At 23.4% G+C, this 25,472-nt stretch carries 39 protein-coding genes and 4 tRNA genes; 17 read left to right on the forward strand and 26 right to left on the reverse strand.

The window, feature by feature from the left end:
- Positions 1 to 12: 12 nt before the first annotated feature.
- Genes AACL03_RS09510 through AACL03_RS09545 form a run of 8 tightly spaced genes read right to left on the reverse strand, consistent with a single transcriptional unit; the run spans position 13 to position 4,233 of the window.
- Positions 13 to 957, reverse strand: coding sequence for a hypothetical protein (locus AACL03_RS09510; protein WP_339040143.1), 945 nt, complete (start codon positions 955 to 957; stop codon positions 13 to 15).
- A 14-nt stretch (positions 958 to 971) separates the two neighbouring features.
- Entirely contained in the window at positions 972 to 2,156 is a 1,185-nt protein-coding gene (locus AACL03_RS09515) for a hypothetical protein (protein ID WP_339040144.1), read from the reverse strand.
- Positions 2,157 to 2,174: 18 nt separating this feature from the next.
- Positions 2,175 to 2,549, reverse strand: a complete 375-nt coding sequence (locus tag AACL03_RS09520) for a hypothetical protein (RefSeq protein WP_339038774.1) — start codon at positions 2,547 to 2,549, stop codon at positions 2,175 to 2,177.
- Positions 2,550 to 2,566: 17 nt separating this feature from the next.
- Positions 2,567 to 2,752, reverse strand: a complete 186-nt coding sequence (locus AACL03_RS09525; RefSeq protein WP_174480219.1) for a hypothetical protein — start codon at positions 2,750 to 2,752, stop codon at positions 2,567 to 2,569.
- Position 2,753: 1 nt separating this feature from the next.
- A complete protein-coding gene (locus AACL03_RS09530) occupies positions 2,754 to 2,942 on the reverse strand; it encodes a hypothetical protein (protein ID WP_174481134.1) in 189 nt (62 codons plus the stop codon).
- A gap of 40 nt (positions 2,943 to 2,982) precedes the next feature.
- A complete protein-coding gene (locus AACL03_RS09535) occupies positions 2,983 to 3,141 on the reverse strand; it encodes a hypothetical protein (protein WP_338959443.1) in 159 nt (52 codons plus the stop codon).
- A 15-nt stretch (positions 3,142 to 3,156) separates the two neighbouring features.
- Positions 3,157 to 3,984, reverse strand: coding sequence for a hypothetical protein (locus tag AACL03_RS09540; protein ID WP_338959441.1), 828 nt, complete (start codon positions 3,982 to 3,984; stop codon positions 3,157 to 3,159).
- 3 nt (positions 3,985 to 3,987) lie between these two features.
- Positions 3,988 to 4,233: a hypothetical protein gene (locus AACL03_RS09545; protein ID WP_338959439.1), complete on the reverse strand. Its 246-nt coding sequence runs from the start codon at positions 4,231 to 4,233 to the stop codon at positions 3,988 to 3,990.
- A 237-nt stretch (positions 4,234 to 4,470) separates the two neighbouring features.
- Here AACL03_RS09545 and AACL03_RS09550 point away from each other — a divergent pair, with 237 nt between their 5' ends.
- The gene (locus tag AACL03_RS09550; RefSeq protein WP_339038665.1) at positions 4,471 to 5,421 is read left to right on the forward strand and encodes an IS30 family transposase; all 951 of its coding nucleotides are present in this window, start codon (positions 4,471 to 4,473) and stop codon (positions 5,419 to 5,421) included.
- A 24-nt stretch (positions 5,422 to 5,445) separates the two neighbouring features.
- Here AACL03_RS09550 and AACL03_RS09555 read toward each other — a convergent pair whose 3' ends face one another.
- From AACL03_RS09555 to AACL03_RS09585, 7 genes are all read right to left on the reverse strand, one after another.
- The gene (locus AACL03_RS09555) at positions 5,446 to 5,649 is read right to left on the reverse strand and encodes a hypothetical protein (RefSeq protein WP_338959436.1); all 204 of its coding nucleotides are present in this window, start codon (positions 5,647 to 5,649) and stop codon (positions 5,446 to 5,448) included.
- Positions 5,649 to 5,822: a hypothetical protein gene (locus AACL03_RS09560; protein ID WP_339040145.1), complete on the reverse strand. Its 174-nt coding sequence runs from the start codon at positions 5,820 to 5,822 to the stop codon at positions 5,649 to 5,651. Before AACL03_RS09560 ends, AACL03_RS09555 begins: the two co-directional genes overlap by 1 nt.
- 3 nt (positions 5,823 to 5,825) lie before the next feature.
- On the reverse strand, positions 5,826 to 6,119 hold the full coding sequence (locus tag AACL03_RS09565) for a hypothetical protein (protein ID WP_339040127.1): 294 nt from the start codon (positions 6,117 to 6,119) through the stop codon (positions 5,826 to 5,828).
- A 2-nt stretch (positions 6,120 to 6,121) separates the two neighbouring features.
- Positions 6,122 to 6,547 (reverse strand): hypothetical protein, encoded by a 426-nt coding sequence (locus AACL03_RS09570; RefSeq protein WP_339040146.1) that lies wholly within the window; start codon positions 6,545 to 6,547, stop codon positions 6,122 to 6,124.
- Between the two features lie 2 nt (positions 6,548 to 6,549).
- Positions 6,550 to 6,723: a hypothetical protein gene (locus AACL03_RS09575; protein WP_339040130.1), complete on the reverse strand. Its 174-nt coding sequence runs from the start codon at positions 6,721 to 6,723 to the stop codon at positions 6,550 to 6,552.
- Between the two features lie 134 nt (positions 6,724 to 6,857).
- Positions 6,858 to 7,376: a hypothetical protein gene (locus AACL03_RS09580; RefSeq protein ID WP_339040131.1), complete on the reverse strand. Its 519-nt coding sequence runs from the start codon at positions 7,374 to 7,376 to the stop codon at positions 6,858 to 6,860.
- 917 nt (positions 7,377 to 8,293) lie between these two features.
- Positions 8,294 to 8,500: a hypothetical protein gene (locus AACL03_RS09585; RefSeq protein WP_339040147.1), complete on the reverse strand. Its 207-nt coding sequence runs from the start codon at positions 8,498 to 8,500 to the stop codon at positions 8,294 to 8,296.
- A 300-nt stretch (positions 8,501 to 8,800) separates the two neighbouring features.
- On the opposite strand from AACL03_RS09585, the gene AACL03_RS09590 reads away from it, so the two are divergent.
- A complete protein-coding gene (locus AACL03_RS09590) occupies positions 8,801 to 9,922 on the forward strand; it encodes an Mbov_0401 family ICE element transposase-like protein (protein ID WP_339040148.1) in 1,122 nt (373 codons plus the stop codon).
- A gap of 378 nt (positions 9,923 to 10,300) precedes the next feature.
- Here AACL03_RS09590 and AACL03_RS09595 read toward each other — a convergent pair.
- From AACL03_RS09595 to AACL03_RS09610, 4 genes are all read right to left on the reverse strand, one after another.
- Positions 10,301 to 10,385: transfer RNA gene (locus tag AACL03_RS09595), tRNA-Leu, on the reverse strand.
- 4 nt (positions 10,386 to 10,389) lie between these two features.
- Positions 10,390 to 10,465, reverse strand: a tRNA-Lys gene (locus AACL03_RS09600).
- Positions 10,466 to 10,521: 56 nt separating this feature from the next.
- Positions 10,522 to 10,596: transfer RNA gene (locus AACL03_RS09605), tRNA-Glu, on the reverse strand.
- A 24-nt stretch (positions 10,597 to 10,620) separates the two neighbouring features.
- Positions 10,621 to 10,695 (reverse strand) — tRNA-Asn (locus tag AACL03_RS09610).
- A gap of 245 nt (positions 10,696 to 10,940) precedes the next feature.
- Between AACL03_RS09610 and AACL03_RS09615 the strand changes: the two genes are divergently transcribed.
- A complete protein-coding gene (locus tag AACL03_RS09615; RefSeq protein WP_338959515.1) occupies positions 10,941 to 12,104 on the forward strand; it encodes a hypothetical protein in 1,164 nt (387 codons plus the stop codon).
- 58 nt (positions 12,105 to 12,162) lie between these two features.
- Positions 12,163 to 13,323, forward strand: a complete 1,161-nt coding sequence (locus tag AACL03_RS09620; RefSeq protein WP_339040149.1) for a hypothetical protein — start codon at positions 12,163 to 12,165, stop codon at positions 13,321 to 13,323.
- Between the two features lie 90 nt (positions 13,324 to 13,413).
- Here AACL03_RS09620 and AACL03_RS09625 read toward each other — a convergent pair whose 3' ends face one another.
- Positions 13,414 to 14,853, reverse strand: a complete 1,440-nt coding sequence (locus AACL03_RS09625) for a hypothetical protein (protein WP_339040150.1) — start codon at positions 14,851 to 14,853, stop codon at positions 13,414 to 13,416.
- A gap of 183 nt (positions 14,854 to 15,036) precedes the next feature.
- Between AACL03_RS09625 and AACL03_RS09630 the strand changes: the two genes are divergently transcribed.
- From AACL03_RS09630 to AACL03_RS09665, 8 genes are all read left to right on the forward strand, one after another.
- Positions 15,037 to 15,201 carry a hypothetical protein gene (locus AACL03_RS09630; protein WP_338959522.1) on the forward strand — a complete coding sequence of 55 codons (165 nt, stop codon included), beginning with the start codon at positions 15,037 to 15,039 and terminating at the stop codon, positions 15,199 to 15,201.
- Positions 15,202 to 15,841: 640 nt separating this feature from the next.
- Positions 15,842 to 15,973 carry a hypothetical protein gene (locus AACL03_RS09635; protein WP_338957288.1) on the forward strand — a complete coding sequence of 44 codons (132 nt, stop codon included), beginning with the start codon at positions 15,842 to 15,844 and terminating at the stop codon, positions 15,971 to 15,973.
- 12 nt (positions 15,974 to 15,985) lie between these two features.
- Positions 15,986 to 16,504 (forward strand): hypothetical protein, encoded by a 519-nt coding sequence (locus AACL03_RS09640; protein WP_339040151.1) that lies wholly within the window; start codon positions 15,986 to 15,988, stop codon positions 16,502 to 16,504.
- A gap of 134 nt (positions 16,505 to 16,638) precedes the next feature.
- A complete protein-coding gene (locus tag AACL03_RS09645) occupies positions 16,639 to 16,803 on the forward strand; it encodes a hypothetical protein (protein ID WP_339040152.1) in 165 nt (54 codons plus the stop codon).
- Between the two features lie 2 nt (positions 16,804 to 16,805).
- On the forward strand, positions 16,806 to 17,243 hold the full coding sequence (locus AACL03_RS09650) for a hypothetical protein (protein ID WP_338957565.1): 438 nt from the start codon (positions 16,806 to 16,808) through the stop codon (positions 17,241 to 17,243).
- Positions 17,233 to 17,526, forward strand: coding sequence for a hypothetical protein (locus AACL03_RS09655; RefSeq protein WP_338957564.1), 294 nt, complete (start codon positions 17,233 to 17,235; stop codon positions 17,524 to 17,526). Before AACL03_RS09650 ends, AACL03_RS09655 begins: the two co-directional genes overlap by 11 nt.
- Before the next feature lie 3 nt (positions 17,527 to 17,529).
- Positions 17,530 to 17,691, forward strand: a complete 162-nt coding sequence (locus AACL03_RS09660; protein WP_338957563.1) for a hypothetical protein — start codon at positions 17,530 to 17,532, stop codon at positions 17,689 to 17,691.
- Positions 17,691 to 17,906, forward strand: a complete 216-nt coding sequence (locus AACL03_RS09665; RefSeq protein WP_339040153.1) for a hypothetical protein — start codon at positions 17,691 to 17,693, stop codon at positions 17,904 to 17,906. The genes AACL03_RS09660 and AACL03_RS09665 overlap by 1 nt, the downstream gene beginning before the upstream one ends.
- On the opposite strand, the gene AACL03_RS09670 is transcribed toward AACL03_RS09665, so the two are convergent.
- The gene (locus tag AACL03_RS09670; protein WP_339038665.1) at positions 17,903 to 18,853 is read right to left on the reverse strand and encodes an IS30 family transposase; all 951 of its coding nucleotides are present in this window, start codon (positions 18,851 to 18,853) and stop codon (positions 17,903 to 17,905) included. The genes AACL03_RS09665 and AACL03_RS09670 overlap by 4 nt on opposite strands.
- 143 nt (positions 18,854 to 18,996) lie before the next feature.
- Here AACL03_RS09670 and AACL03_RS09675 point away from each other — a divergent pair, with 143 nt between their 5' ends.
- Both AACL03_RS09675 and AACL03_RS09680 read left to right on the forward strand, forming a co-directional pair.
- The gene (locus tag AACL03_RS09675; protein WP_339040154.1) at positions 18,997 to 19,260 is read left to right on the forward strand and encodes a hypothetical protein; all 264 of its coding nucleotides are present in this window, start codon (positions 18,997 to 18,999) and stop codon (positions 19,258 to 19,260) included.
- Positions 19,261 to 19,371: 111 nt separating this feature from the next.
- Positions 19,372 to 19,524: a hypothetical protein gene (locus tag AACL03_RS09680; protein WP_339038657.1), complete on the forward strand. Its 153-nt coding sequence runs from the start codon at positions 19,372 to 19,374 to the stop codon at positions 19,522 to 19,524.
- Between the two features lie 165 nt (positions 19,525 to 19,689).
- Here AACL03_RS09680 and AACL03_RS09685 read toward each other — a convergent pair whose 3' ends face one another.
- From AACL03_RS09685 to AACL03_RS09705, 5 genes are all read right to left on the reverse strand, one after another.
- Positions 19,690 to 19,962: a hypothetical protein gene (locus AACL03_RS09685; RefSeq protein ID WP_338959512.1), complete on the reverse strand. Its 273-nt coding sequence runs from the start codon at positions 19,960 to 19,962 to the stop codon at positions 19,690 to 19,692.
- 61 nt (positions 19,963 to 20,023) lie between these two features.
- A complete protein-coding gene (locus AACL03_RS09690; protein WP_339038659.1) occupies positions 20,024 to 22,321 on the reverse strand; it encodes a cation-translocating P-type ATPase in 2,298 nt (765 codons plus the stop codon).
- 204 nt (positions 22,322 to 22,525) lie between these two features.
- Positions 22,526 to 23,026 carry a hypothetical protein gene (locus AACL03_RS09695; protein ID WP_339038661.1) on the reverse strand — a complete coding sequence of 167 codons (501 nt, stop codon included), beginning with the start codon at positions 23,024 to 23,026 and terminating at the stop codon, positions 22,526 to 22,528.
- A 247-nt stretch (positions 23,027 to 23,273) separates the two neighbouring features.
- The gene (gene yihA, locus AACL03_RS09700) at positions 23,274 to 23,888 is read right to left on the reverse strand and encodes a ribosome biogenesis GTP-binding protein YihA/YsxC (RefSeq protein ID WP_338959507.1); all 615 of its coding nucleotides are present in this window, start codon (positions 23,886 to 23,888) and stop codon (positions 23,274 to 23,276) included.
- A 69-nt stretch (positions 23,889 to 23,957) separates the two neighbouring features.
- Positions 23,958 to 24,158 carry a hypothetical protein gene (locus AACL03_RS09705; RefSeq protein WP_252320689.1) on the reverse strand — a complete coding sequence of 67 codons (201 nt, stop codon included), beginning with the start codon at positions 24,156 to 24,158 and terminating at the stop codon, positions 23,958 to 23,960.
- A gap of 383 nt (positions 24,159 to 24,541) precedes the next feature.
- Between AACL03_RS09705 and AACL03_RS09710 the strand changes: the two genes are divergently transcribed.
- The 3 genes from AACL03_RS09710 (at position 24,542) to AACL03_RS09720 (ending at position 25,464) form a co-directional block, all read left to right on the forward strand.
- Positions 24,542 to 24,832, forward strand: coding sequence for a cation-transporting P-type ATPase (locus AACL03_RS09710; RefSeq protein WP_339038647.1), 291 nt, complete (start codon positions 24,542 to 24,544; stop codon positions 24,830 to 24,832).
- Between the two features lie 180 nt (positions 24,833 to 25,012).
- Positions 25,013 to 25,201, forward strand: a complete 189-nt coding sequence (locus AACL03_RS09715) for a hypothetical protein (RefSeq protein ID WP_339038649.1) — start codon at positions 25,013 to 25,015, stop codon at positions 25,199 to 25,201.
- 59 nt (positions 25,202 to 25,260) lie between these two features.
- Positions 25,261 to 25,464 (forward strand): hypothetical protein, encoded by a 204-nt coding sequence (locus AACL03_RS09720; RefSeq protein WP_338956753.1) that lies wholly within the window; start codon positions 25,261 to 25,263, stop codon positions 25,462 to 25,464.
- Positions 25,465 to 25,472: the final 8 nt, after the last annotated feature.

Consider the following 25,472-nt stretch of genomic DNA (forward strand, 5'->3'; position numbering starts at 1 on the left):
TACCTTTACAATTTAGCAATAAAATCTAATATCAAAATATTTAAAACTTTGATTTGCTTTTAAAACAAGTTGATGAATAACATTATTTTTAAAATCAAATTTAATAGCATTAGCACGAATTTTTTGTAAATCCAAAATTAAAGTTTTTCCATATCTATTTTCTGTGTGTATTGTATGAACTAAATTTAATCAATCATGTTGGTTCATAGATAATACTTTTTTTAAATCAGTATTATATTTTTTTAAAAAATTATTTGCTTTTTCAATATCTTTGATTTTAAATTTAGGAGTTAATTGTGGACTTAATTTTATTAATGTATTTTGTAATAATAAGTAATCTTTTAACTCCTGTGCTTCTAATTTTTGAAAATTATTTTTATATTGTCTTTCAGCAACATAACCTAAATCTCGTAATACTGTTTCACGATTAGGAGTAAAACTATAATTTATTAAATAACGTTTATTACCAATAATTTTATCTGTTAAAATTTCTTTTCCACCTACTTGACTAATAATTTCTTGTAAGTTTTTTACTTCTTTAATACCAACTTGTTCTAATGTTTTAGTTTCTTGTGCTAATTTAATAAATTTAGTTGTACGATAACCACGACTAATTTTATTCAGTCCAGCAAATGCAGGTAGTATATTAAAGAAAGTATTTAATTTTGTTACATTTCCTTTTAAATAATCATAAACTTGATTAATAGTAAAATCAGTTAAAAATTCTACACCAACAGCACTAATACTAGCAACTAAATCACTTGCACCTAATCCAAGGGCTACGCTTTCACTTAATCCACCAGTAAAAGGAGCAAGTGCTACTGCTATTACTTGTACACCAATCATTTCTAAAATTTCTCATCAAAAACTTTTATTTTCTTGTTGTTTACTTATTCTAGTATGTTTGGGTTTATTTATGTTTAAAAGTATTGCTGTATTAGTTGTACCGATTGGCATGGTATTAATTTCCTTTATTTAAGAGTTATTTTAATTTGATTTGTTGTTCCTTTATAATTTAAGTCATTAACATTTGCAGTAATAGTTATATATAAGTCACCGGCTTTTTGTTTTTGATTACTTACATTAGTTTTTCCTTGTGCATCACTAAAATATTTAATAGTTGGATTTGTTAAATTTGGATTTAATGATTTAAGTTCATTAGTACTTTTTATTTGTGTATTTAATTCACTATTATTGTTATTAACATTTGCAGTAATATCAATTGTTAAACTTGTAATTTTAGTTTTTAAATCAGTTTTTTCTGTTTTAATAACTCCACATAACATTCATCTTGATGTTGTTTCATTATTAGAAATATATGGTATTGCTTCTCCAACAACTTCACCAGCAACTTTATATGCTCTTCCTGCTTTATCATCTTTAATAAAATCTACATAAATAACTGTATTTTCTATCATGTATCTTTTCATTGCTCTTGGTGTTGCTAAAATAAAGGTCATTAATTGTTGTTCATTTTTATCATTAGTAAAAACCATATAGTCATCAAGAACGATTTCACATAATACACCTTTTACATATAAATTATTTCCATTTAAACGTAATTGTTGTGCCAACTGATTATCAGTAATTAAACCTTTATTATCTGCTAAATAAACTAAACTATCATAAAGACCATTAGTAATAAAAAATTTACTATTTGCAATATTTCTAAATTGAAACAAAGTATTTCAAGCAGATAACATTGATTTTAAATAGCCTACTGGTGTTGTATCTTCAATATCGATTTTAGTAGCAAATTTTGCAATTGCTTGTGTATCATCAATTGCCAATTTATCTGCTAAATCATTTGCAACTTCATATTGCATACTATCTAATAAATTTTGACCATTATTTGCTTTTAAATCTACATCTGCAATAATTTCTCCTGCAAGATATTTTTTAGTTATTTTTTTACTAATTTTATCTGTATCAACATATGGTAATTCATATCTTTTACTTTTATCATCTCAAGCACTAATTTTAACTTCTGGTTTTTTTGGTTTTTTAACAATAAACTCAATATTTACTGAGTCAACAATTTCAGTAGGGAAAAAGTTTGCCCATGGACTATTTGAAATTTTAAAAAACTCTATAAATTCTGGTGCTTCTATTAATCTCTCTGTATTGTCTAAATTTTGATTAAATGGTACTGACATTTTATTTCTTCCTTTCGTTTATAAATAATTTTTCTTTTTATAATTAATTAAAAAATTTTCTTTATCATTTGGTTTATTATTAATAATTATTTGTTTATTGCCACCTGTATTAATTGTTTCTTTAAATACTGGTTGTTCTTTAATCATTTTTTTAATAGTTTCTTCAATTTTTGAATTTTCTAAATTATTAGTTTTAAATTTTAAATAATCATAAAATTCAGTTTTAACTTGATATTTTTTAAATATATTAATCATTTCTTTTTCTTTAATTTCTTGATTAAGTTTATTTAACTTATTTTCTGCTTCATTAACTTTATTTTCTATTTCTTGTTGAGCATTATTTTCAGTTAAAGGTTCAGTTGTTTGTTGAACATTATCTTCATTTTCTAACATTTAACATTCTCCTAATCTTATCCCAGTAATCAATCTTTAACTAATTGTGGCATTTCACTTATTAGTTTTTTATAATCATTAACAGCATTTTCTAATGTATTGATATCAGAAAATTTAAAACAATTATCAATATGTAAATCAAAATCTCTATCAATACTGATATCTTGTTTTCTATATTTTTCATTAAATTCAATTTTTGTCATATTATTTTTCTCCTTTATTAATTTTTTCATTTAATTTTGCTAATTTTTTTTGATGTTTTATAATTTTGTTATTTGCTCTAACATGTTTTGGAGTTGTGATAAATCTTTTTAATAAAACAATAATTTCTCTGCAAATTAATGTTCCAACACTTGTTCCAATAATTATTAATTCATGTAAAAATTCTTTCATTTCAATATTTTCCTTTCAACTATTTATTTTTAATTTTTAATTATTCATCAAATTGACCACCATTAATTCTTTCAATCATTGACTGTGAATTACTTATAATTTTTACTAATACAGATATTTCTTTATTTAATTGTTCCAATCTTTCTTTATATGTCTGAATTTCATTATTATAATATTCAATAATTTTTTCTTTATTCATTGCTTTTCACCTCCCTTATAAACTCATGTGATTGTAATCTCAATTTAATGAAGCATTATCATTATTTAATGGTACTTCGCTCATATTATCACTACCATAATATTGACTTGCAGTTTCACTATTAATAGTAAATCTATTGTCATTAATTAATCTTGCAGTTTCATCATTAAATGATGTTTCTTGCATTTCTTCATTATGATTTGTAGTTTCCATAGGTATTAAATTATGGATAATTTCACTTGCACCAGCAATTATGGTAGGTACTGCATAAGCATTATTAAAATCATTATTTATACCCATAGCTACACCACTTGATATTAAACATCCACCAGTAGCCATATTACAAATCTTTCTTATTGTTTCAAATTTATTAGGTACTAACTCCGTTAATCCATTAATAAGATTTGATATACCATAAGCATTTAATGAAATATAAGTATCTCAATCCATTAATGACTGATTTTCTTGCTTATTTAATAATAATCATGGAGGACCCTCAGTTGTAGTTGTAGTAGTTATTGGAGTTGGTGTTGTTGGAATAATAGGATTAATATTATTTTCAGTTCATTTACTATAATTTGCTAAACCAATTATTCCTAAACCTAATAGTATTTTTTTACTACTATTAATTAATTTAGTTTTTGTATTTGGTCTTTGATTTAAATTTCAAATATCTAAACCTAATTTTTTACCAAATAATAAACTATTAATTGAACCTAATAATGGATTATCTATTACTTGACCATAATAAGCACTTGTACCAATCATTGCACAAATTGGACTTATTCCAGTTCTAATTAATTTAGTTAAAGTATAATTTGATTGATTTTCTATACTTGGCATTTTCTATTCTCCTTTAATTTCTAATTTTTTAACTGTTACTTTAATTCAACCTTGATAAACATCATTATCACCAACTATTAATGCAACATTACTTTCGGGGTCAGAAACAATTATGTGTTTTGATTTAACATTTGGGTATTGTCTTAAAATAATTGCTCTAATATCATTACTTGTATGAATTTCTTTTGGAAATGGTGATAATATTTCAATTTCATCTTTATTTTCAAACAAAGTAGGTAAGATAATCATTAGTCAAATTCACCTTTTTCTATTTTTTCAATTAATAAATTTAAAATATTTTTGTCAAAATGAGAGTTTGTATAATTAATTTTTTTAGTTCATTTAATTATATCTTTCATATATTTAAGTAATTTTTCTTTATGCTGAGTTATACTTGTAAGTGCAAGTAAATAAAATTGCAAAAAATTCTCATATAAAAATTTCATAATGCTAAATTTAGTTTAGAAAAAAGTAAGGAGTTTTTATATGAGTTATAAACATCTTGGCATAGATGAAAGAATTTATATTGAGAATCAATTGAAATTTAAATTTAAAATTAGTGAAATAGCTAAAAATCTTAATCGAAGTATTAGTACTATTATTCGAGAAATTAATAGAAATAAAGATAATAATCATTATTTTTCATTAATTGCACAAAATAAAGCTGAAAATCGAAAACAATCACATATTAGTTTTCATAAGTTTAAAAATAAGAATTTAGTAAAATATGTACAACAAAAATTACTATTAGGTTGATCACCTGAACAAATTTATGGCAGAATTAAAAATTTTCATAAAGAATGAGTTATTAGTTTTAAAACAATTTATACTTGAATTTATTTTGGAATGCTTGATAAAGTTACTAGTAAAAATTTAAGAAGAAAAGGTAAAAAACGAAAATCTAAAGAAAATCGTGGCAAGTTTAATGGTAAATCAATTAAAGAACGAGATATAAATGTTAATGATCGTATAACACTTGGTCATTGAGAAGGAGATACTATAGTATCATCACGAGGTAAAAGCAAATCATGTTTAATAACTTTAGTTGAAAGAGTATCACGATTTACTTTAGCAATATTAGTTAAAAACAGAACTACTAAAGTTATTAATAAAAATGTCAGTTATTATTTATCAATTCTTCCTAAAAACATTGTTAAAACTATTACTTTTGATCGTGGCAAAGAATTTTCAAATTGACAACAACTTGAAAAAAATTTAGATGTAAAAATTTATTTTGCCAATCCATATTCACCTTGACAAAGAGGTACTAATGAAAATACTAATGGTTTAATTAGAGAAAAATTTCCTAAAAAATTTATTTTTTCAAAAACTAATAAAAATGAAGTTCATAAATTTATATTGTCTTTAAATCAAAAACCGAGAAAAATACTAAATTATCTTTCACCAATCGAATATTTGGATAGAAAAATAATTTAGTTGCACTTACCTTTACAATTTAGCTTATTCATTATCAAATTCACCAATTTCAATATTTTTGTTTTTTATTTTAATTAAAAAATCTTTTAAACATATTTCTTCTCATATATAAAATTCTATTTGTTTAAAAGATTTAACATTAGTTATTTCATTTTTAAGTCATATTATACGGTCTTCAATAATCTTAATTATTTTTTCTTTATTAATACAATTTTCATGATTATTCATTATTTATTATCCTTATTTTCAATTTGATTAGAAATTTCACTTAATATTTTCAATACTTTATATTCATTTTTTAATTCTTTAATAATATTTTTAATATTTATTATTAAAAATATTATTAATGTTATAATTGTTATTAATATTGGTACTATTAATAAAATTTTTCATAATATCATTTTTTACTCTTTTCATTTTTTAAATCATTTAACATTAATTGAACAAAATGCACGATTTATATTCATATTTCAATTATTAAAGATTTCACCAGTTACTAAAATTTCATCATTTTTGTTTAATAAAATACATCGTCTATAAAATTTTGGGTTGTTAAAAATTAAAGTAACATAGTTTAAACCATTTCATTGTCCACGAACACTATAATATAATTCTTTATTACCTTTTTCGTAATATTTTGCTTCAATAGTGTTACTCAGTTTTACTGTTAATTTGACATAATTTGCTTTATCTTTCATGTTTATAATTTCCTTAAATAATATTGAATATGCTTATATGCATCTTGTTCATGTTTTGTTAATTTTATATTTCCTTTATAATTTTCTATTTTAGTTTTATTTTTTGGTTCACTTTCTAAATAATCTCAATTCATAACATCTTGTACTAATACCATTAATGCACCAATAATCTTAGGTGTTGCTAATGGATTAGTTAATAATTGTTTTGAGCTTAAAAAGAAATTTTCTACAATAACTAATATTTTTTGATTAATAAATTGTTTTTTAATTAATTTAAAATATTCTTTATATATATTTTTACTTTCTAAAACTGTTTTAGTTTTGAATGTTTCATTAAAAGTAATATTATTAGTTTCATGTGAATATATAACAATTCCATTATTACCAATTCCAGCGGGGTCAATTCCAATAATTAAGTCATATTGCATTATTAATCAAACTCACCATTATTTATTTTTTGAATTAATGAATAATATATTGAATCATTATTTGCACTTCTATATCCATCATTTTTAATTTTATTTTCTAAATATGTAATTAATTTTTCTTTATATTCATTAATAATTTCTTGGTCTTTATAAGAAAATGGTTTTTCTTTATTCATATTTATACCTCCTACTTAACCTAATATTTAAAATACAGTCATAACAAATTGCTTTACTATTTTTATCTCTTAAAAAATATTTTCTTGTTTTTATATCATTAGTATTAAAGAATAAATAATCTAATTTATGTTGTTTACATGTTCAACAAAAATACTTTTTCATTATGAGTTGAAATTTCCTTATAAGAAGTAACTAAATAATTAATTGGTAAATCATCATGTTTATATGGATTATTTATTTTAAAACCTTTTCTGTTTTCTTCTCACGTAATGTTATATTTAAAACAAGGATTAGTAATTTTAGTTTTGTTATCTGTTATTTCACCGATAAATCAACTATTATGCTGTTCATAAAATTTTAATGGTTCAAGTTTTATATCATTAAGATAATATTCTTTTGGAGCAGTTGGTTTATTAACAGTTATTTTTTGGTCTTTAATATATGGTTCTAATAATTTTATTAATTCATTACCACTTAATTCTCTTTTAATATTTTCTAAATTAAAAACTCAATATGTATATTTATCATCAGCAATAAAACTATTATTTTTAACCATTCATTTTGGACATTGTAATTTATATTCACCATAATCAATAAGAATAGATTGTGGTTTATCTTTAACAATTTGTTCTTTTTTAAATTCTATTTGCATAATAATCCTTTCCTAATATGTTCTGTTGCTTCTAGCATAAAGAACATATATTTTGATTTTTAGATTATTAATAATACTACTATTCGTTTTATTCATTCCATGAAAACTGGGCTCAAAAATAAATTGTGAAATTTTAAAAAGAAATCGAGCATTCGATTCAATATTTATTTAATTTGTGTTAAACAAATTAATATTTTAATTGAACCGGCACCGCTCAATTTTTTTTACAAGTTTTAAATTTATTTTCTCGCCCAAAAAAATTTTTCAAAAAAAATAAAAAATAAAACCAACACTTGCTCACTGGGGAGTGGCAAGGTTGGTTAAATAAAGAATAGAATTAATACAATGGGTCCCTACAACAGGTCTATATATACTAGTTTCCAATTCGCTCCCACCCCAAGAATTACCATTAATGGTTAGTATATTTTATTAGGTATCACTCCACTTTTTATTTATCCATGCAAGTCCACATGTTCTAGCTACTATTTTTAACAACTGTGTTGTAGTTCACTTTTTTAGTTCCCCAACACGTGTTGATAATAGTGCTAAAGACGGTTATTAAAAATTTTAAAATTTTACAATTACAAAAAAAGACAAGATTATTTCTTGTCTTTTTCCTTGTTGATAATTTTAATTTAACTTACAAAATGTATATTTTATTTTTTTTAAATACGTCGAATATAAAATATAAATTTAATGTTTTAAGAAAAGAGAGTAATTTTGTCTAATTTTCATTATTTTTCAAATAATTCATTTTTGGAAATAAGTTACTAATATGATAATAAATTATTTCGTAACTTTGACAACCGCCCATTTCTATATAAATTTAGAAGTTTAATTATCAAAATATCCATCAGGATAGATTCCGTTTCATTTTATATCTTTATCTTTATTAGGTTTAATTGCAAAATATAAATCTATTTTATAATGGTCTCCTCTTTGACTTTCTCAAATAGAAGCTCCCCCCAGTGCGCATTATAATGATGGTCTAAAAAATAAGTTAAATCATTAGTTTTATTATGTGCTATTGAACTAATTATTAAACCAGTTACTCCACTTACAGCACCAGTTAGTGCTAATGCTAATGTTATTTTACTTAAATTTGTTTTTATTCATGTTTTCATCTTAAATTACTCCTTTTTTCCTTGATTTTACTTATAAATTGTACTATTTTTGATTATTTTTACAAGTATGCTTTTAAACTCAAAATAATGCCTAAATTAAAGGTGTTTATTTTGTGATACCTATACTATTAATTATATTGAAATTGTTTGTTATATTTTAAATATGAAAGTGGTTTTTTAAATAATTTTTATTTTATTTAAAATTACACTTATATATTTATATAATAATTAAGTAAATTAATTTTTTAAATATATTTACAATAAATTTAGATTTTTTTAAAATAGTTAGGAGAAGTAAATGTGAATTTTAATTATAAATGAAATTTTAGAGAACAAAGTGCAAAAATTGATAAATTAGTTTTAGAACATATAACAAAAAAATGAGAAAAATGAGATTGAAGAATAAAAAATACAAGAGATAAAAAGAAATATAAAATTGTTGATTATCAATATCGAACAAGAAAAATAATGTATGGATTAGTAACTTATAAAAGAAGAATTTATGAATATTTTGATGAAAAATTACAAAAATGAGTTCGTGTTTGTTTAGTTGATGAATGACTAGAATTACCTAAATATAAAAGAATTGGTGAAAATGTTGAACAAACTATTATTGAATATTTTGCTGATGGAAAAAGATATCATGATATTTGTGCTATTTGTAAAAAAGCAGGTATTAGTGTTAGTACTGTTCATAGAGTTTTTAAAAATTTAGAAGTAATTGAAGCAAATCCAGTAAAAGTAAAATTAGAAAAAAATCAACCTATTTTTGTAGCAATTGATGATGGACATCGAAAGTTTTGAGATTTTAAACGTAAAGGTATAAAACACTCTATGAGATTAATAACAACATATACAGATAATATTAATCATAAAGTACAAAATAAAAGAGTAAAAGCAATTATTAGACCAACAAGAACAGCAATTGGAGTTAAAAAAACTGCTGAATTTGTTAAAGAACATTGTCAAAAATTTTATGAAAATGTTGAACAAGCAAAAATAATTATTTGTGGAGATAGTGCTGGATGAATTAAAGATGTAGCAGATTATCTTGGTGCTGAGTTTGTTTTAGATAAATTCCATTTAATTAGAACATTATATCTTGGTATAATGGCGGGAAATAAAGGAAAATATTGAAGTGAATATAATAATTGTAAAGATTTCATTAATAATGGTCAATATGAACAATTAATTGATTATTTATATAAAGAATTAGATAATCATAAAAAGTTAAAAAAACAATATTTTAAAAATAATAAAAAAGGTATTGTTAATCAAGGTGCAAAATGAAATATTGGTTGTTTTACTGAAACAAATATTTGACATGTTTTAAAAGAAATGATTGTTAATAGAACATATAGTATTTTTATTTATATAAAAATGGTTATTTTTAAATGTAATCAAATAAATTTAAAAACATAATTTTACTTATTTTAAAATTAAAAATTCTTATTAAATTAAAAGTTAATAAGAATTTTTGTTATATATTTATGTTAATTAAATTATAAAAACATTTTAATAATTTATAAAATTGAGTATTTTAATTGTAATATTTTTAAATTAGTAGTAAGATAAATTTACAATTTCATAAAAATCCAAATTATTTCTTGTCTAAATTTATAATAAGACTACAACGATTTAATTTATTCCGGATTTTTGACAATCTCCCAATAAATTTCTTAAATTAAAATAAAATATTATATTTTAAACATAATATTTTATTTTAATTTTTATATAATAAAAATTTCAAAAAAGAAAAAAACCTTTAATGAAAAACATAAAGGTTAATAAAATAATGTATGGTGCGGAACAAGGGACTTGAACCCTCATGCCTTTCGGCGCCAGAGCCTAAATCTGGTGCGTCTGCCAGTTTCGCCAATTCCGCATTTTGGTGTCCCGTATAGGCCTCGAACCTACAACTCTCAGATTAAGAGTCTGATGCTCTGCCAATTGAGCTAACGAGACATCTAGGGGAATAAAAAACAAGTAATTATAATACTTGCAGTCTAAATATTAATTAATGGTGACTCGTACGGGGATCGAACCCGTAATGTAGGAATGAAAATCCTATGTGTTTACCAATTCACCAACGAGCCGTAGAAAACAAGAGTTTAGAATAATGGCGCCCAGTATAGGATTTGAACCTATGACACTTCGATTAACAGTCGAATGCTCTGCCGCTGAGCTAACCGGGCATTTACTAAACCTTAATTATTATATTGAAGAAAAGTATAATTTGCAATAACTAATAAAGTTTTTTTTATTTTTTTCTTGATTACGGCAATGTATATGCTTTATTAATCATTTTTTTAAATTAAATATAATAATAACTTAAGTATTATTTGTAATAATGAATACTATTAATGGTAAAAGTAATTAGAAAGAAGTAAACATAGAAATCATGTAGAATTACATTATTAATATAAAGGGGTTTTAATTTATGAAGTTATTATTAGCAACATTAAGTTTTTTAACATTTGGAACAACTGTAGGAACTTTTGGAAATGTATTAAGTACGAATCTAAGCAAAATAAATAATAGTATTAAAGAAACTTATAATATAATTCCTAATTCATTTAGTTTGAAAAGTGAATTAAGAAAAGAAAAAATGAATACTGATAATATTGATGTTGATATGTTAGATGGAATGACAAAGGCTATTATTCGTTATATGCCAGATACAACAGATTTACCTTTTTTAGTTAAAGAGGTTAATTTGCTTTGACTAAGTAATGATATTAGTCAAATAATAACTAAAAAAGCATTGCCTTATAGTAAAAGTTTTGAAAAAAACGGAATAGTTGATAAAGATTTAATTTTAGAAGCAATTAATATTATGAATGGTACTAAGTTTTCTAATAATGATTTAGATGTACTAATTAATCAAGATAATAAAAATATTTCTTTAATAGCAAAAAGTAATAGTCACTTTCAAGGGAAAATAGATATTTTAAATAAGCCAGTAGAATTTTCGGATATTTTTTATGAACAAAATCTTGGAAAAATTTATTTTAATACTGATATGTATGAAAAAAGCACATTCTTACATCCAACAAGTCAATTTGGGAGATTTGCAACAGTTATGGAATATTTAGGAAATCGTAATAAATTAATAAAATTTTATGAAAATGAGATTACATCTGCTTTAACTAGTTCAGCATTAAAAATATATGAGTTAAGTTTTCCCAATTTTAATAATGAAGGAAAGATTGAATTTAGTTTTGCAATTGAAAATATTATGAATTATTCATCATTTAAAGCAAACTTTTTACCATTACCAACAGAAAATAATCGAGTTTTTATTAACTACCAAGGTAAACAACCAAAAAATGATGAAGAAATTGACATTAAGTTAGAAGGATTATATACAGAAAATAATAAAAATAAATTATTTTATGATGTTGTAGTAAAGACACTTGGTAAAAAAATTGCTGATAAGTATAAAGATATTTTATATAATGAATTTCTTATTGAGAGTTTTAATAAAAAATTAAAAACTGCAAAAATAACTCCTAAACCAGGATCAAAAATATTTGCTTTTTCAACAAAAGTATCAGAAAGTTATACAGAAATACCTTATTATAAGTTAAATATTTCATGATAGCATAATTAAATTAATATAAATCCCTAATTATTTAAATATAGATTCAGGAGATAAAGTTATGAGAAAAATAATTAGATTTTTTTTAAATTATATTTTGGTTAGTGCAACAACAATAAATGTTATTGCTTGTAGGTGAGGTTGTACTAATAATGATTATGATTTAGCTGATGAAAATGAGCAAGATATTTCTGGTAATTATATTGTTCCTGATATCAATAAGAGAATTAATAAAGTAGTAAGTGATCGCATAAATTTTATTGAAGGTGAAGATGCTGCTAGTTTAAAACAATGATATTTAAAAAATCCGCAAAATTGATTTAATAAAACTAGTAAAAAACTAAACTTTGTTACTAATTTAGAAGAAAAAATTCAATATCAGGCAAAAAAAGAATCGATTAATGAATTTAACTTGTTAGCAAATAATAAGAGTAATTTTACAGATTTTTCTGATTTACAAAATCAAATTAATATTACTAATCTTGGCAAAACTTATACAAATATTAATTGGGATACATTAATTAATTCATCTACAATAAATGCTAATGAAAAAGCAGAGATAAAAGATAAATTAGTTCGATTTTATAATATATTTGCACAAATTTATGGTAAAAAAAATGTTCTTAAACTTTTATATCGAGTGGCTAAAATTAATAAAAATGGCTTATTTGGTTTTGTTAAATCTGGTTATGTTTATGATTCACAATTTCAAAATTATTCATTAGTTCAAGTTATGGCAATAAATCCAAATTCTCTTAGTAAAAGAACTCAATATTGGCAATATGTTAGTGGTTATAAAGCTTCAAAAAGTATTATTAGAACAATTGTTCATGAATGTGGTCATGCTTTAGGTTCTTTTATTCGTTTAAATTTTCAAGGAAAACAAAGAATAAATTCACTTGCAGATAATGATCCTAAAAAATGATGAAATAATTATTTTAATTCATCTTATTTATTAAAAGATAATCTAGAAAAAGGAGAAATAACTGATGAAACTAATTATATGATTTCATCATTAGCAAATGGTACAAAAATTAACGATCCAATTTATCAAAAACTTTTAGCATATGGTATTGTGAGAAGTGAATATGGCCGAGAATCACATCTTGATTTATTTGCCGAAGCCTTTGATCAGTGAATAGATACTGAAGAAAGTCAACGTAATATTGCATGAGAAAAATTAGATAATTTTTTTAGAATTGATTTGCCTAGAATATTATAAAAAATATGAATCTAAAATTTAAGTTCAAATTAATAAAAGAAAAAAGAAAATATCTTATTAGAAACAATAAGAATTTATATAAAATAAATTTTATAATTTTCTTGAATTATTCTTAATTTCACTACTTAAAGTTTCATTATTTAAATTATATTTATTTATTTCTTTTGAATTAAAACTTTTAATTTCTTCTTTTCTTAATAAAAGTTGTGGTGAATTTTTAATTTGTTCTTCTGTAAATGACTCAATTTGTGTGGGTGTAAATGCTTGTATTTGTTTTTCATTAAAATATGGAATTTGTCAATCTGTAAATCAGGGTATTTGTTTTTCATTAAAATAAGTAATTTGTGTGGGTGTAAACTCTTTAATTTGTTGTTCTATAAATGCAGATATTTGTTTTGTTGTAAATGTTAAAATTTGTGTGGGTGTAAATGCTTTGATTTGTTTTTTATTAAAATATGGTATTTGTTCTTCTGCTATTGCTAAAACTTGTTTTGATGTAAAAACCGAAATTTGAGTTGGTGTGAGTGCTTGAATTTGGAGATAAATAAGTCAATGAATTTGTTCTTTTGTAAAAGTTTGTGTTTGTTTTTTGGTGAATCAAGAAATTTGTTCTTTTGTTAGCCAAGTAATTTGTTCTATTGTAAGTGACAAAATTTGTGTCTCTGTTAATGTTTGAATTTGTTTTTCATTAAAAAATGGTATTTGTTCTTTTGCAAAATATGAGATTTGTTTTTCTGTAAAAACTGAAATTTGTTGTGGTGTTAATGTTTGAATTTGGATAAAAATAAGTCAATAAATTTGTTCGTTTGTGAGCGCTCGTATTTGTTGATTTGTGAATGATTGTATTTGCAATGGCAAAAATGAAGCAATCTGAATAGGTATAAATCACCCAATTTGGATAGGCATAAATGAACAAATTTGTTCCTTTGTAAACGCTTGGATTTGTTCTTTGGTAAAAGCTTGTATTTGATCTTCTGTGAAGTGTGGTATTTGTTCTGTTGTAAATGCTTGTATTTGATTTGTAGTAAATCATTGAATTTGTTCGTTTGTGAACTGTGGAATTTTTTTACTTGTAAATCAATTAACTTGTCAATCTGTGAGTGTTTGAATTTTAATTTGAGTGAATCATGAAATTTGTTCTTTTGTAAAGTTTTGATTTTCAATGAATCAATAAATTTGTTCTTTTATAAATCACTTTATTTGTTCGATTGTGAGTGCTTGAATTTGTTTTTTAGTTAAGTTTTGTATTTGTTCTACTGTTAGTGCTTGTATTTGTTCAATTGTAAATAATGGAATAGGTATTTCTTTATGTTTCAAAATATAATCTGCGTGTTCTTTATTAACGTAGTTTATTAGACAACATGTTTTAAGAATTTTTTCAAATTCTGGTTTATTATTTATTATTTTTCTTGTTTCATTTAATTGTTTACCTATAAAATTTAAAGGTTCTTCATTGTAGAGTTTTAATTTTCTATTTTCAAATTCTTCTTGATAAATATTATGATAGTCTTGTAAGTCACTTGAATCCATAATTCTTGCTTGTCCAATAATATATTTTAAAGGGTTACTATCAAAAAAGATAGATTCAGCAGCAAATCCACCTAAATCAATTTGTAATAAAGTGTATAAAAGTCATTATCACTTATATTTTTAATTTGATTTAAAGGTATAAACTGATCAGATATTGTTCTTCCAAGGTATTGGGAATCTGAAGTGATAGATTCTAATTTTTGAAATTTGTTTTTAAATTTAGAATCTAAAATAATTGTTGTATGTCCTGCTTCATGAATACAAGTAATGTCTTGATCATTAGATTGTGTACAATCTGCAATAGATATATTTTTAGGTTTTCAATCTTTAATAGTTTCTTTATTATAAATTGTTTTAGCATTAGTATTTTGTAGTTGATTATTAAAAACTGGTGTGATTAATAATCATAGTTTAAATCAATAGTTTGGATTAAAATATTTGGGAGCGTACCGAAGATGTCGATAAATAAAAATTTTTAAAAATAACTCCTTTCTTTTTTAAACTATTAAATTAAAAAATAAATGACAAAAGACGAGAATAAAATTCTTGTCTTTTTTTGTAATTGTAAAATTTTAAAATTTTTAATAACCGTCTTTAGCACTATTATCAACACGTGTTAGGGAACTAAAAAAGTGAACTACAACACAGTTGTTCAAAATAGTGGCTAGCATGTGGACTTGCATGGATAAATAAAAAGTGGAGTGATACCTAATAAAATATACTAACCAGAAATGGTAATTCTTGGGGTGGGAGCGAATTGGAAACTAGTATATATAGACCCGGAGTGGGGACCAACTATTATTCTTTATTTAACCAACCTTGCCACTACCAAGTGAGCAAGTGTTGGTTTTATTTTTTATTTTTTTTTGAAAAATTTTTGGGCGAGAAAATAAATTTCAAACTTGTAAAAAAAATTGAGCGGGACCGGTTCAATTAAAATATTAATTTGCTAAACGCAAATTAAATAAATATTGAATCGAATGCCTCAATGTTTTTTAAAATTTCACAATTTATTTTTGAGCCCAGAATTGCTGGAATGAATAAAACAAATAGTAGTATTATTAATAATCTAAAAATAAAAATATATGTTCTTTATGCTAGAAGCAACAGAACATATTAGGAAAGGATTATTATGCAAATAGAATTTAAAAAAGAACAAATTGTTAAAGATAAACCACAATCTATTCTTATTGATTATGTTGAATATAAATTATCTCTTCCAAAATGAATGATTAAAAATAATTCTTTTATTGTTGATAACAGTTACACATATTGAGTTTTTAATTTAGAAAATATTAAAAGAGAATTAAGTGGTAATGAATTAATAAAGTTATTAGAACCATATATTAAAGACCAAAAAATAACTGTTAATAAACCAACTGCTCCAAAAGAATATTATCTTAATGATATAAAACTTGAACAATTAACATTTTATGAACAACATAATAGTTGATTTATGGGTGAAATAACAGATAACAAAACTAAAATTACTAATCCTTGTTTTAAATATAACATTACGTGAGAAGAAAACAGAAAAGGTTTTAAAATAAATAATCCATATAAACATGATGATTTACCAATTAATTATATAGTTACTTCTTATAAGGAAATTTCAACTCATAATGAAAAAGTATTTTTGTTGAACATGTAAACAAAATAAATTAGATTATTTATTCTTTAATACTAATGATATAAAAACAAGAAAATATTTTTTAAGAGATAAAAATAGTAAAGCAATTTGTTATGACTGTATTTTAAATATTAGGTTAAGTAGGAGGTATAAATATGAATAAAGAAAAAATACTTGAATGTCTTAAAGATGAATGAGAATGAAATAAAGAAATGAGAGACGATGAAAAAGTAACTAAACTTTGAAAAAGTTGTTTTAATGGAAGATTAAATCTTATATCTCAATTAAATCAAAAAATTAAAAATGGTGAATTTGATTAATAATGCAATATGACTTAATTATTGGGATTGACCCCGCTGGTATTGGTAATAATGGAATTGTTATATATTCAAATGAAACAAATAGGATTATTTATACAGAAACATTCAACACAACACATGTTTTTGAAAGTAAAAATCGTTATAAAAGAATATTATCAATAATCAAAGAACAATTTTTTGAAAACAAAATATTAGTTATTGTAGAAAATTTCTTTTTAAGTTCAAAACAATTATTAACTAATCCATTAGCAACTCCTAAAATTATTGGTTCATTAATGGTATTAGTACAAGATGTTTTCAACTGAGATTATCTAGAAAACCAACCAAAAAATAAAAATAAAATAACAAATTATAAAGGAAATATAAAATTAACAAAACATGAACAAGATGCATATAAACACATTCAATACTATTTAAGGAATTATAAAAATGAAAGATAAAGCCAATTATGTCAAATTAACAGTAAAACTAAGTAACACTATTGAAGCAAAATATTACGAAAAAGGTAATAAAGAATTATATTATAGTGTTCGTGGTCAATGAAATGGTTTAAACTATGTTACTTTAATTTTTAATAATCCAAAATTTTATAACCGATGTATTTTATTAAACAAAAACGATGAAATTATTGTAACTGGTCAAATTTTTAATACTTTAAACATTCCTAAAAATCGTGTATTTTGTTCAATTAATGTTAAATGATTTAAAAAATGAAAAGAGTAAAAAATGATATGATGAGAAATTTTATTAATAGCACCAATATTAATAACAAGTATAACACTAATAATATTTTTAATATTTATTATTAAAGAATTAAAAAATGAATATAAAGTATTAAAAATATTAAGTGAAATTGCTAATCAAATTGAAAATAAGGAGAATAAATAATGAAATGTTTTCTTTGCATGCATGGAGAAATATATTCTCCAAAAACCTTGTATAAAATAAAAAAATTGAAAAAAATAATTTACCAAGATAGAGATATTGATAGTGAAGATTTTAAGAAAAGATATGAATATCTTTTAAAAAAATTAGGTGATGGTGATAATCAAATTATTTGAATAAATTTATTAATGCTAAATTGTAAAGGTAAGTGCAACTAAATTATTTTTCTATCCAAATATTCGATTGGTGAAAGATAATTTAGTATTTTTCTCGGTTTTTGATTTAAAGACAATATAAATTTATGAACTTCATTTTTATTAGTTTTTGAAAAAATAAATTTTTTAGGAAATTTTTCTCTAATTAAACCATTAGTATTTTCATTAGTACCTCTTTGTCAAGGTGAATATGGATTGGCAAAATAAATTTTTACATCTAAATTTTTTTCAAGTTGTTGTCAATTTGAAAATTCTTTGCCACGATCAAAAGTAATAGTTTTAACAATGTTTTTAGGAAGAATTGATAAATAATAACTGACATTTTTATTAATAACTTTAGTAGTTCTGTTTTTAACTAATATTGCTAAAGTAAATCGTGATACTCTTTCAACTAAAGTTATTAAACATGATTTGCTTTTACCTCGTGATGATACTATAGTATCTCCTTCTCAATGACCAAGTGTTATACGATCATTAACATTTATATCTCGTTCTTTAATTGATTTACCATTAAACTTGCCACGATTTTCTTTAGATTTTCGTTTTTTACCTTTTCTTCTTAAATTTTTACTAGTAACTTTATCAAGCATTCCAAAATAAATTCAAGTATAAATTGTTTTAAAACTAATAACTCATTCTTTATGAAAATTTTTAATTCTGCCATAAATTTGTTCAGGTGATCAACCTAATAGTAATTTTTGTTGTACATATTTTACTAAATTCTTATTTTTAAACTTATGAAAACTAATATGTGATTGTTTTCGATTTTCAGCTTTATTTTGTGCAATTAATGAAAAATAATGATTATTATCTTTATTTCTATTAATTTCTCGAATAATAGTACTAATACTTCGATTAAGATTTTTAGCTATTTCACTAATTTTAAATTTAAATTTCAATTGATTCTCAATATAAATTCTTTCATCTATGCCAAGATGTTTATAACTCATATAAAAACTCCTTACTTTTTTCTAAACTAAATTTAGCATTATGAAATTTTTATATGAGAATTTTTTGCAATTTTATTTACTTGCACTTACAAGTATAACTCAGCTATAATAAAGTAGTGTTTTCACGTCGTAGAACAAAGAAAATGATTAAAAAAGGCATAATGCCTCCAAGTTATAGCGGTGAAGCAATGGCTATGACTTTATTTTTTCCTAGACATTGGTTGAAAAGGTATAATTCTAGGGCTTTACATTATGTGCATGAACTTAAAAGTGAATTGTCACCTAAGAAATACCTTAAAGAAGCAAGTAGTATCGATATGACTTATAGTGATATTAAATTTGCTGGTTTGGATAAATTGGATAATATTTTAAAGAAAAAAGATAAACTTAAAAATAAAGATAAATAAAAATGATTATAGTCCCAGTGAACCTACTGGGACTATAATTTGGGTGAGCCACGTAGTGGCGAGGGACGAAGTCCCTATATACTTGAAGAAAAGTGAAAGGAGAAGGAAAATATGACAGCAAAAAAACCTACTGTTTTTAATATTTTTATGAAAACTACATTGCCAAAAGTTAAAGCAGAACACCCAGAATTAAAACATACTGAGGCTTTTGGAAAAGCAGCAGCATTATGAGCTAATGCTGAAGAAAATCCTAAAAACAAATAGATAAACAGATAATTCCTTAAAAGAGTCAGATTTAAAATCTGACTCTTTTAAATATAAAAAAATATTGAAATTTTAAAAAAACACTAAAATTGCTATACAAATCAACAATGATAAAGTATAATCAAAATACTTACCTAGTAGGGTTATAGAGAAAGGTAACTTTTTTTATATTTTTGATAAACTTCATTTATTTTGACTTGTAGATGGTTTATCAATATCTTCTAAATTAATTGTTTCTCAATCATTATTTTCTCTTTCTTTTACTAATAGAGAAAGTTTGTTCTTATAATCATCAATTATCAGTTGATTAATTCTAATCAACTTTTCATCAGGGTTTGGTTCAACATTATTTTTTTCTTCTATAATACGTATCATTTCCTGTAAAATAGATATCTTTTGATCAAGCTCTGCTCTTTTTTCTTCATTTTGTCTAGCCATTTAAATTTCCCCTTTCAAAAAAATAAAGTACTTTTTTATTTATTATTAATTTATATATTATCTAATATTTATATTTTCTTCATTTAAAAATTAATGAATTTCCAACAACAGTTATATCAGAAAGAGCCATCGCAATTGCAGCCAACGGTGGAATAATAAATCCGGCAGCAGCTAATGGAATAATGATAATATTATAACTAAATGCTCAAATAAAATTCATTCAAATATTATTTTTAGTTTTTTTAGTTAAAACAATAGCCTTATAAATAATACTAATATCATTATCAAGAATAGTAATATCACCAATTTTTTTAGCAATATCACTACCAGAGCCCATTGCAATTGCTAAATCAGATTGTTCTAAGGCAATAACATCATTAATACCATCACCAACAAACGCTACTTTTTTCCCTTTTGCTTGTAAATCAGCAACAATTTGTGATTTACCTTGTGGTGTAACATTAGCAAAGTATGTTTCTATCCCAACGCGATTAGCAATAGCAAGTGTTTGTGATTCATTATCACCACTAATTAAAATAACCTCAATTCCCTGTTTTTTAACTTTTTCAATTGTTAATAATGCATTTGTTTGTAATTCATCTTCTAAAATAAAAATATTAGTAACAACTTTATTAATTGCCAATGCCAATACTTTCTGGCTAGGAGTAACTGTTTCAAAATCAAATGTTTTTAGAAATGGACTAAATGGCATTTTTGCTTTTTGTAAATTTTCAAGTGATGAAATTTGTAATTCTTCAGTTTGATATTTTGCTTTAATACCAAAACCAATTTGTTCTTTAACTTCGGTAATTGTCAATGATTGTCCAACATTATTAGTATTAGCATATAAAGAAAAAGCTAAAGCCAAAGGATGTGTTGAATGTTTTTCCATAGCAATTGCCTTATTAACATGTTTTTCTTGACCATAAATTTTAGTAATAACCAAATTACCAGTAGTTAATGTTCCTGTTTTATCAAAACAAATGGTATCAATCTTAGTAATTTTTTCAAAAGCACTAGCCTTATTATAAATAATTCCTATTTTTGCTGCTTTATTAATTCCAACAGCAACTGCTAATGGTGTTGCAATCCCTAATGCACAAGGACAAGCAATTATTAAAGTTGCAATTGCAATTTCTAATGATTCTTGCACACCATTACCTACTGCAAAATAACGAATAAGAAAAACTAAAATGGCAATTAAAATAACAGTTGGTGTAAATCACCCAGAAATTTTATCAGCCAATTTTTGTAATTTTGGTTTCTGAGATTGTGCATCTTCAACTGCCTTAATAATACTTGCTAATACTGTGTCTTTACCAATTTTAGTTGCTTTCATTCTAAAACTATCACCAACATTATTAGTTCCACCAATTAAATTTTGGTTAACTTGTTTCGTAATAACTTGCGATTCACCAGTTAACATTGATTCATTAATAAATGCTTCTTCACTAATTAATTGACCATCAGTAGGAATATTTTCACCTTTTCGAATAATTAAAATATCATTTAATTGTACATCTTCAATATTAATAAAAGTTTCTGTTTTGGTATTATAATCATATTTTAAGATTGATTTTGGCTTTAATGACATTAAACTTTCTAAGCCACTAGTAGCCCTTTTCTGTGCAACAGCACTAATTAAATCACCAAGTAAAACAATCATAATAATTGAAGCACTAACTTCAAAATATAAGTGTTCGGTTTTATTAATTATCATTAAATAAATAGAAAAAATAAATGCCGTTGTTGTTCCTAGTACTACTAAAGTATGCATACCGGGTCATTTTTGTTTAATTAATTCTCGATAAATACCAATATAAAATTTACGACCAAAATAAAATTGAATTGGAAGTGCTAGTGCAAGTTGGACATAAGGATTACGTAAACTATCAAAAAATGAAGTATTAGGTATCATAATTAATAATAATGGTAGTAACAATATTCAACCAATAATAAGTTCAATTAAATCACGTAATTTAACATTATGTTGATGATTATGATGTTGTTCTGACATATGAGATTGATGTTGTTCACTACTATGACTATGACTACTATGATCATCTGTAATATCTTTCATATCAACTTGGTGACTCGTTTTTATATCTTTAATCTCAGTTTCAAACTTACAAATTTCATATCCTAAATGATGCATTGCTTTTTTAATTTTTTTTTCATTTCAAAACTTAGGATCATAACTAAATTGTGCTTTTTTAGTAGCAAAATTGATACTAACAGTAATACCATCTTCTTTGGTAAAATGTCTTTCGATGACACTAGCACAAGAGGTACATGAAACATCTGACAGTACTGCTCTACTAATAACAAAATTATCATTTATATCACTTGTATTATTCATATTAACTTCATCTCCTCAAATTTTAATATTTTAATCTTTTTTATTATTTTTTAACACACAATATATACAAAAATAAATTATACACATTTTAATGTTAAAAAATATTAAAAACACTAAATCCCCAATAACATGATTGGGGATTTATTACCTTAAAAAGTAATATACTTATATTATAACATAGACTATCTTAAATCTAAAAATTAATTATAAACTGGCCATTTTCTTTGATTCTATTTTTACTTCAATTTGTGAATCTATATTATTTATAGCGGTTTTTTTATCTGCAAACTTATCATTGTCAACTTCAATTTGTCTTCTTTGTTTTTCATCAAATTTTTTTGCTGCATCTATGCCAAAAGTAATAGCACCAACAGCAGCACCAACAGGAATACAAACAGGTAATATTACAGCATTGGCAATCCCACCAACAGCACCAGCACTAGCAGCAGCAGTTATTATATCAGTTTTTAATTGTTCTTCAGAACGGTCACTAACACCACCCGCAACAATAGCAGTAACTAAAGCGCTTATTTGAGCAATAGGATTAATATACAAAGCACCAACAGCAGCACCTTTAGTCACTTTTATAATTTTTGCGGTTGTTCGATGTTTTGTTTTAAATTTTTTTCATTTTGTAGGTTTTTGTTCTACATTTTCTTCTGATTTTGCTTCAAGATTTTGTAAAATTTCATTTTTTATAGGCATTTCTTTTAATCTTCCTTTCAAATAAAAACTCATTTATTTTTATCAAAATAATGAGTTAAAAACTTATATTAAGTTTAATTATTATTATATTCTTTTCTATACTGAATATTGATATTTTTAATAATTGCAAACTATCATATACAATTTATAGATATACTGGTTTATAATCAATATAAATAAAAAATAGATAAGAATATATACATATTAAACAACTTTTATCTTTTTTATAGCAACAAATATTATACTATTAAGTTTCTACTTCAACTTCATCAGTATTAACATCATCTGTTAATTTACTAATTACTAAATCAATTCCTTGTTTACTAATACTAGAAAATAAAATAATAGGAGTATTAGTGCTAAGTTTTAAAGTTGATAATATTAATTTTTTATTTTTTACTAATTGACTATTTTTCACTTTATCAACTTTAGTAGCAATTAAATGAATTTTTAAATGATAATGTTGTAAATATTCCAACATATCAATATCATCTTTACTGGGTGCATGTCTTAAATCTAATAATAAAAAAACTGCTTTTAAATTTTTTCGTGACTGAAAATATTCATCCATCATTGTCGCAAATTGGATTTTTTTTTCATTTGATACTTTAGCAAAACCATAGCCAGGAACATCAACAAAGCGACAAATATTATTATTAATTGTAAAAAAATTTAGCATTTGTGTTTTACCAGGTGTTTGTGAAACTCTAGCTAACTTACCATTATTACAAATTGTATTTAAAAATGTTGATTTACCAACATTACTGCGACCAACAAAACAAAATTCAGGAATTTCATCCTGCGGCCATTGTTCTTCTTTAATAGCACTAGTTAAAAATTGTGCTTGCTTAATTCGTTCCATTTTTTACCTCTTATTCAAAAATATATTATAGTCAATAGTTAAAATTTAAACTAATTATTATTTATTATTTTAATTTTTATTAATATTAATAAAATTAGTAAAATGAATATTATCTAATGGTCATATACCAAAACCAAAAAATAATGCAGCCAAAATGATACCACCAACAATAATACAAATAGCAAGTCATTTTATAATTTTAAATAATAACATAAAACTAATAATAGCAATAGCTATTATAATAATACCAACTATTACAAATGTATTCATGTTTACCTCCTATTATTTTAATTATTAAAGTAACACGTAACATTAATTAATAATAACATAAAATAAATTTGAATATTTTATAGTAATCATCTTTTTCCTAAAATTATATAAATTAAAAAAAGTTATCTTTTTAAAGAGAAACATGTTAAAATGTCAAAGGATAAAGGAGAGTGATATCATGACTGACAGCGATTCCATTTATAATAATAAAAACAATACTAATTTAAAAATTAGTAATTTTAAAAGTGTACTTTTAAATAAAGATTCAGTCAAATATTCTCCTAGTATTTTTACTAAAAAAATATTTTTTTTACCGTGTTAATAAATTTCTAAATCCTTATTTAAAAGTCTTAAAATAAGAAAAATAAGGAGGTAAAGAAATTATGAAGATTTTTTTAAACAAAATTTATTTTAAATTACAATTTAGTTTTAAAAAACCATTAGTTTACACAAATGGTGATTATATTAAACAAATTGCACAATTTAACCAAAAACAATTACTAAAAAATTTAGATTTACATAATTTTGGTCTTAAAACAGACCAAATTGAAATAAGAAGAAAAAAATATGGTATTAATACTTTAAAAAATACAAAATTTAATTGAATTTTAGAATTTTTAAAAGCATATTTTGGACCATTCAATATAATTAATAGTATAGGTATCACAAAATAAACGCCTTTAATTTAGGTATTATTTTGAGTTTAAAAGCATACTGTCAATATCGAGTGAAAATTTCCCAAAAATATTTATCAAAAAAAATAAAAAAGAAGTAAAATTTAACAAATAAAAATTGAAAAAGGGCGTATTATTCCCGATAAAAATAATAAAGGTCAAACATTAAAGTTTGATGTTTTGAAGTTTGTAGAAATAAACAAACAAACAAGTGTGCCAACTGGTCAAACACGTGATAAATGATATAATCCGGAATTTGCTAGTGATTTTAATAATTGTTTATCTACTCTTGATTTAAAAGTTGGTAATTTTTATTCACTTGAACTTGATTTAAGCGGTAATATTAAAAAACTTTCTAATTGAAAATAGTTATTTATTAAAAGGGTAATTTTAAATAATTATTTTATGTTAGGAGTTAATTTTAAATTATGGCTAGAAGTAATAATTGTTCTTGTGGACAACCGTTTCATTTAGCTATTTATATGTGTAAACTTTGTGACCAAGTTATTTGTCCTAAAAGAGTTTTACAAAACTTATATACTAGAAAATATTATTGTCCAAATTGTATATTAGATATTGCTTTAAATAAGGCAATGAGACAGCAAGAAAGTAAGTTAAATTATGAGACATAAATGTAGTG

Source organism: Spiroplasma endosymbiont of Andrena trimmerana, assembly GCF_964019575.1.
Lineage (GTDB): Bacteria > Bacillota_I > Bacilli_A > Mycoplasmatales > VBWQ01 > Spiroplasma_E.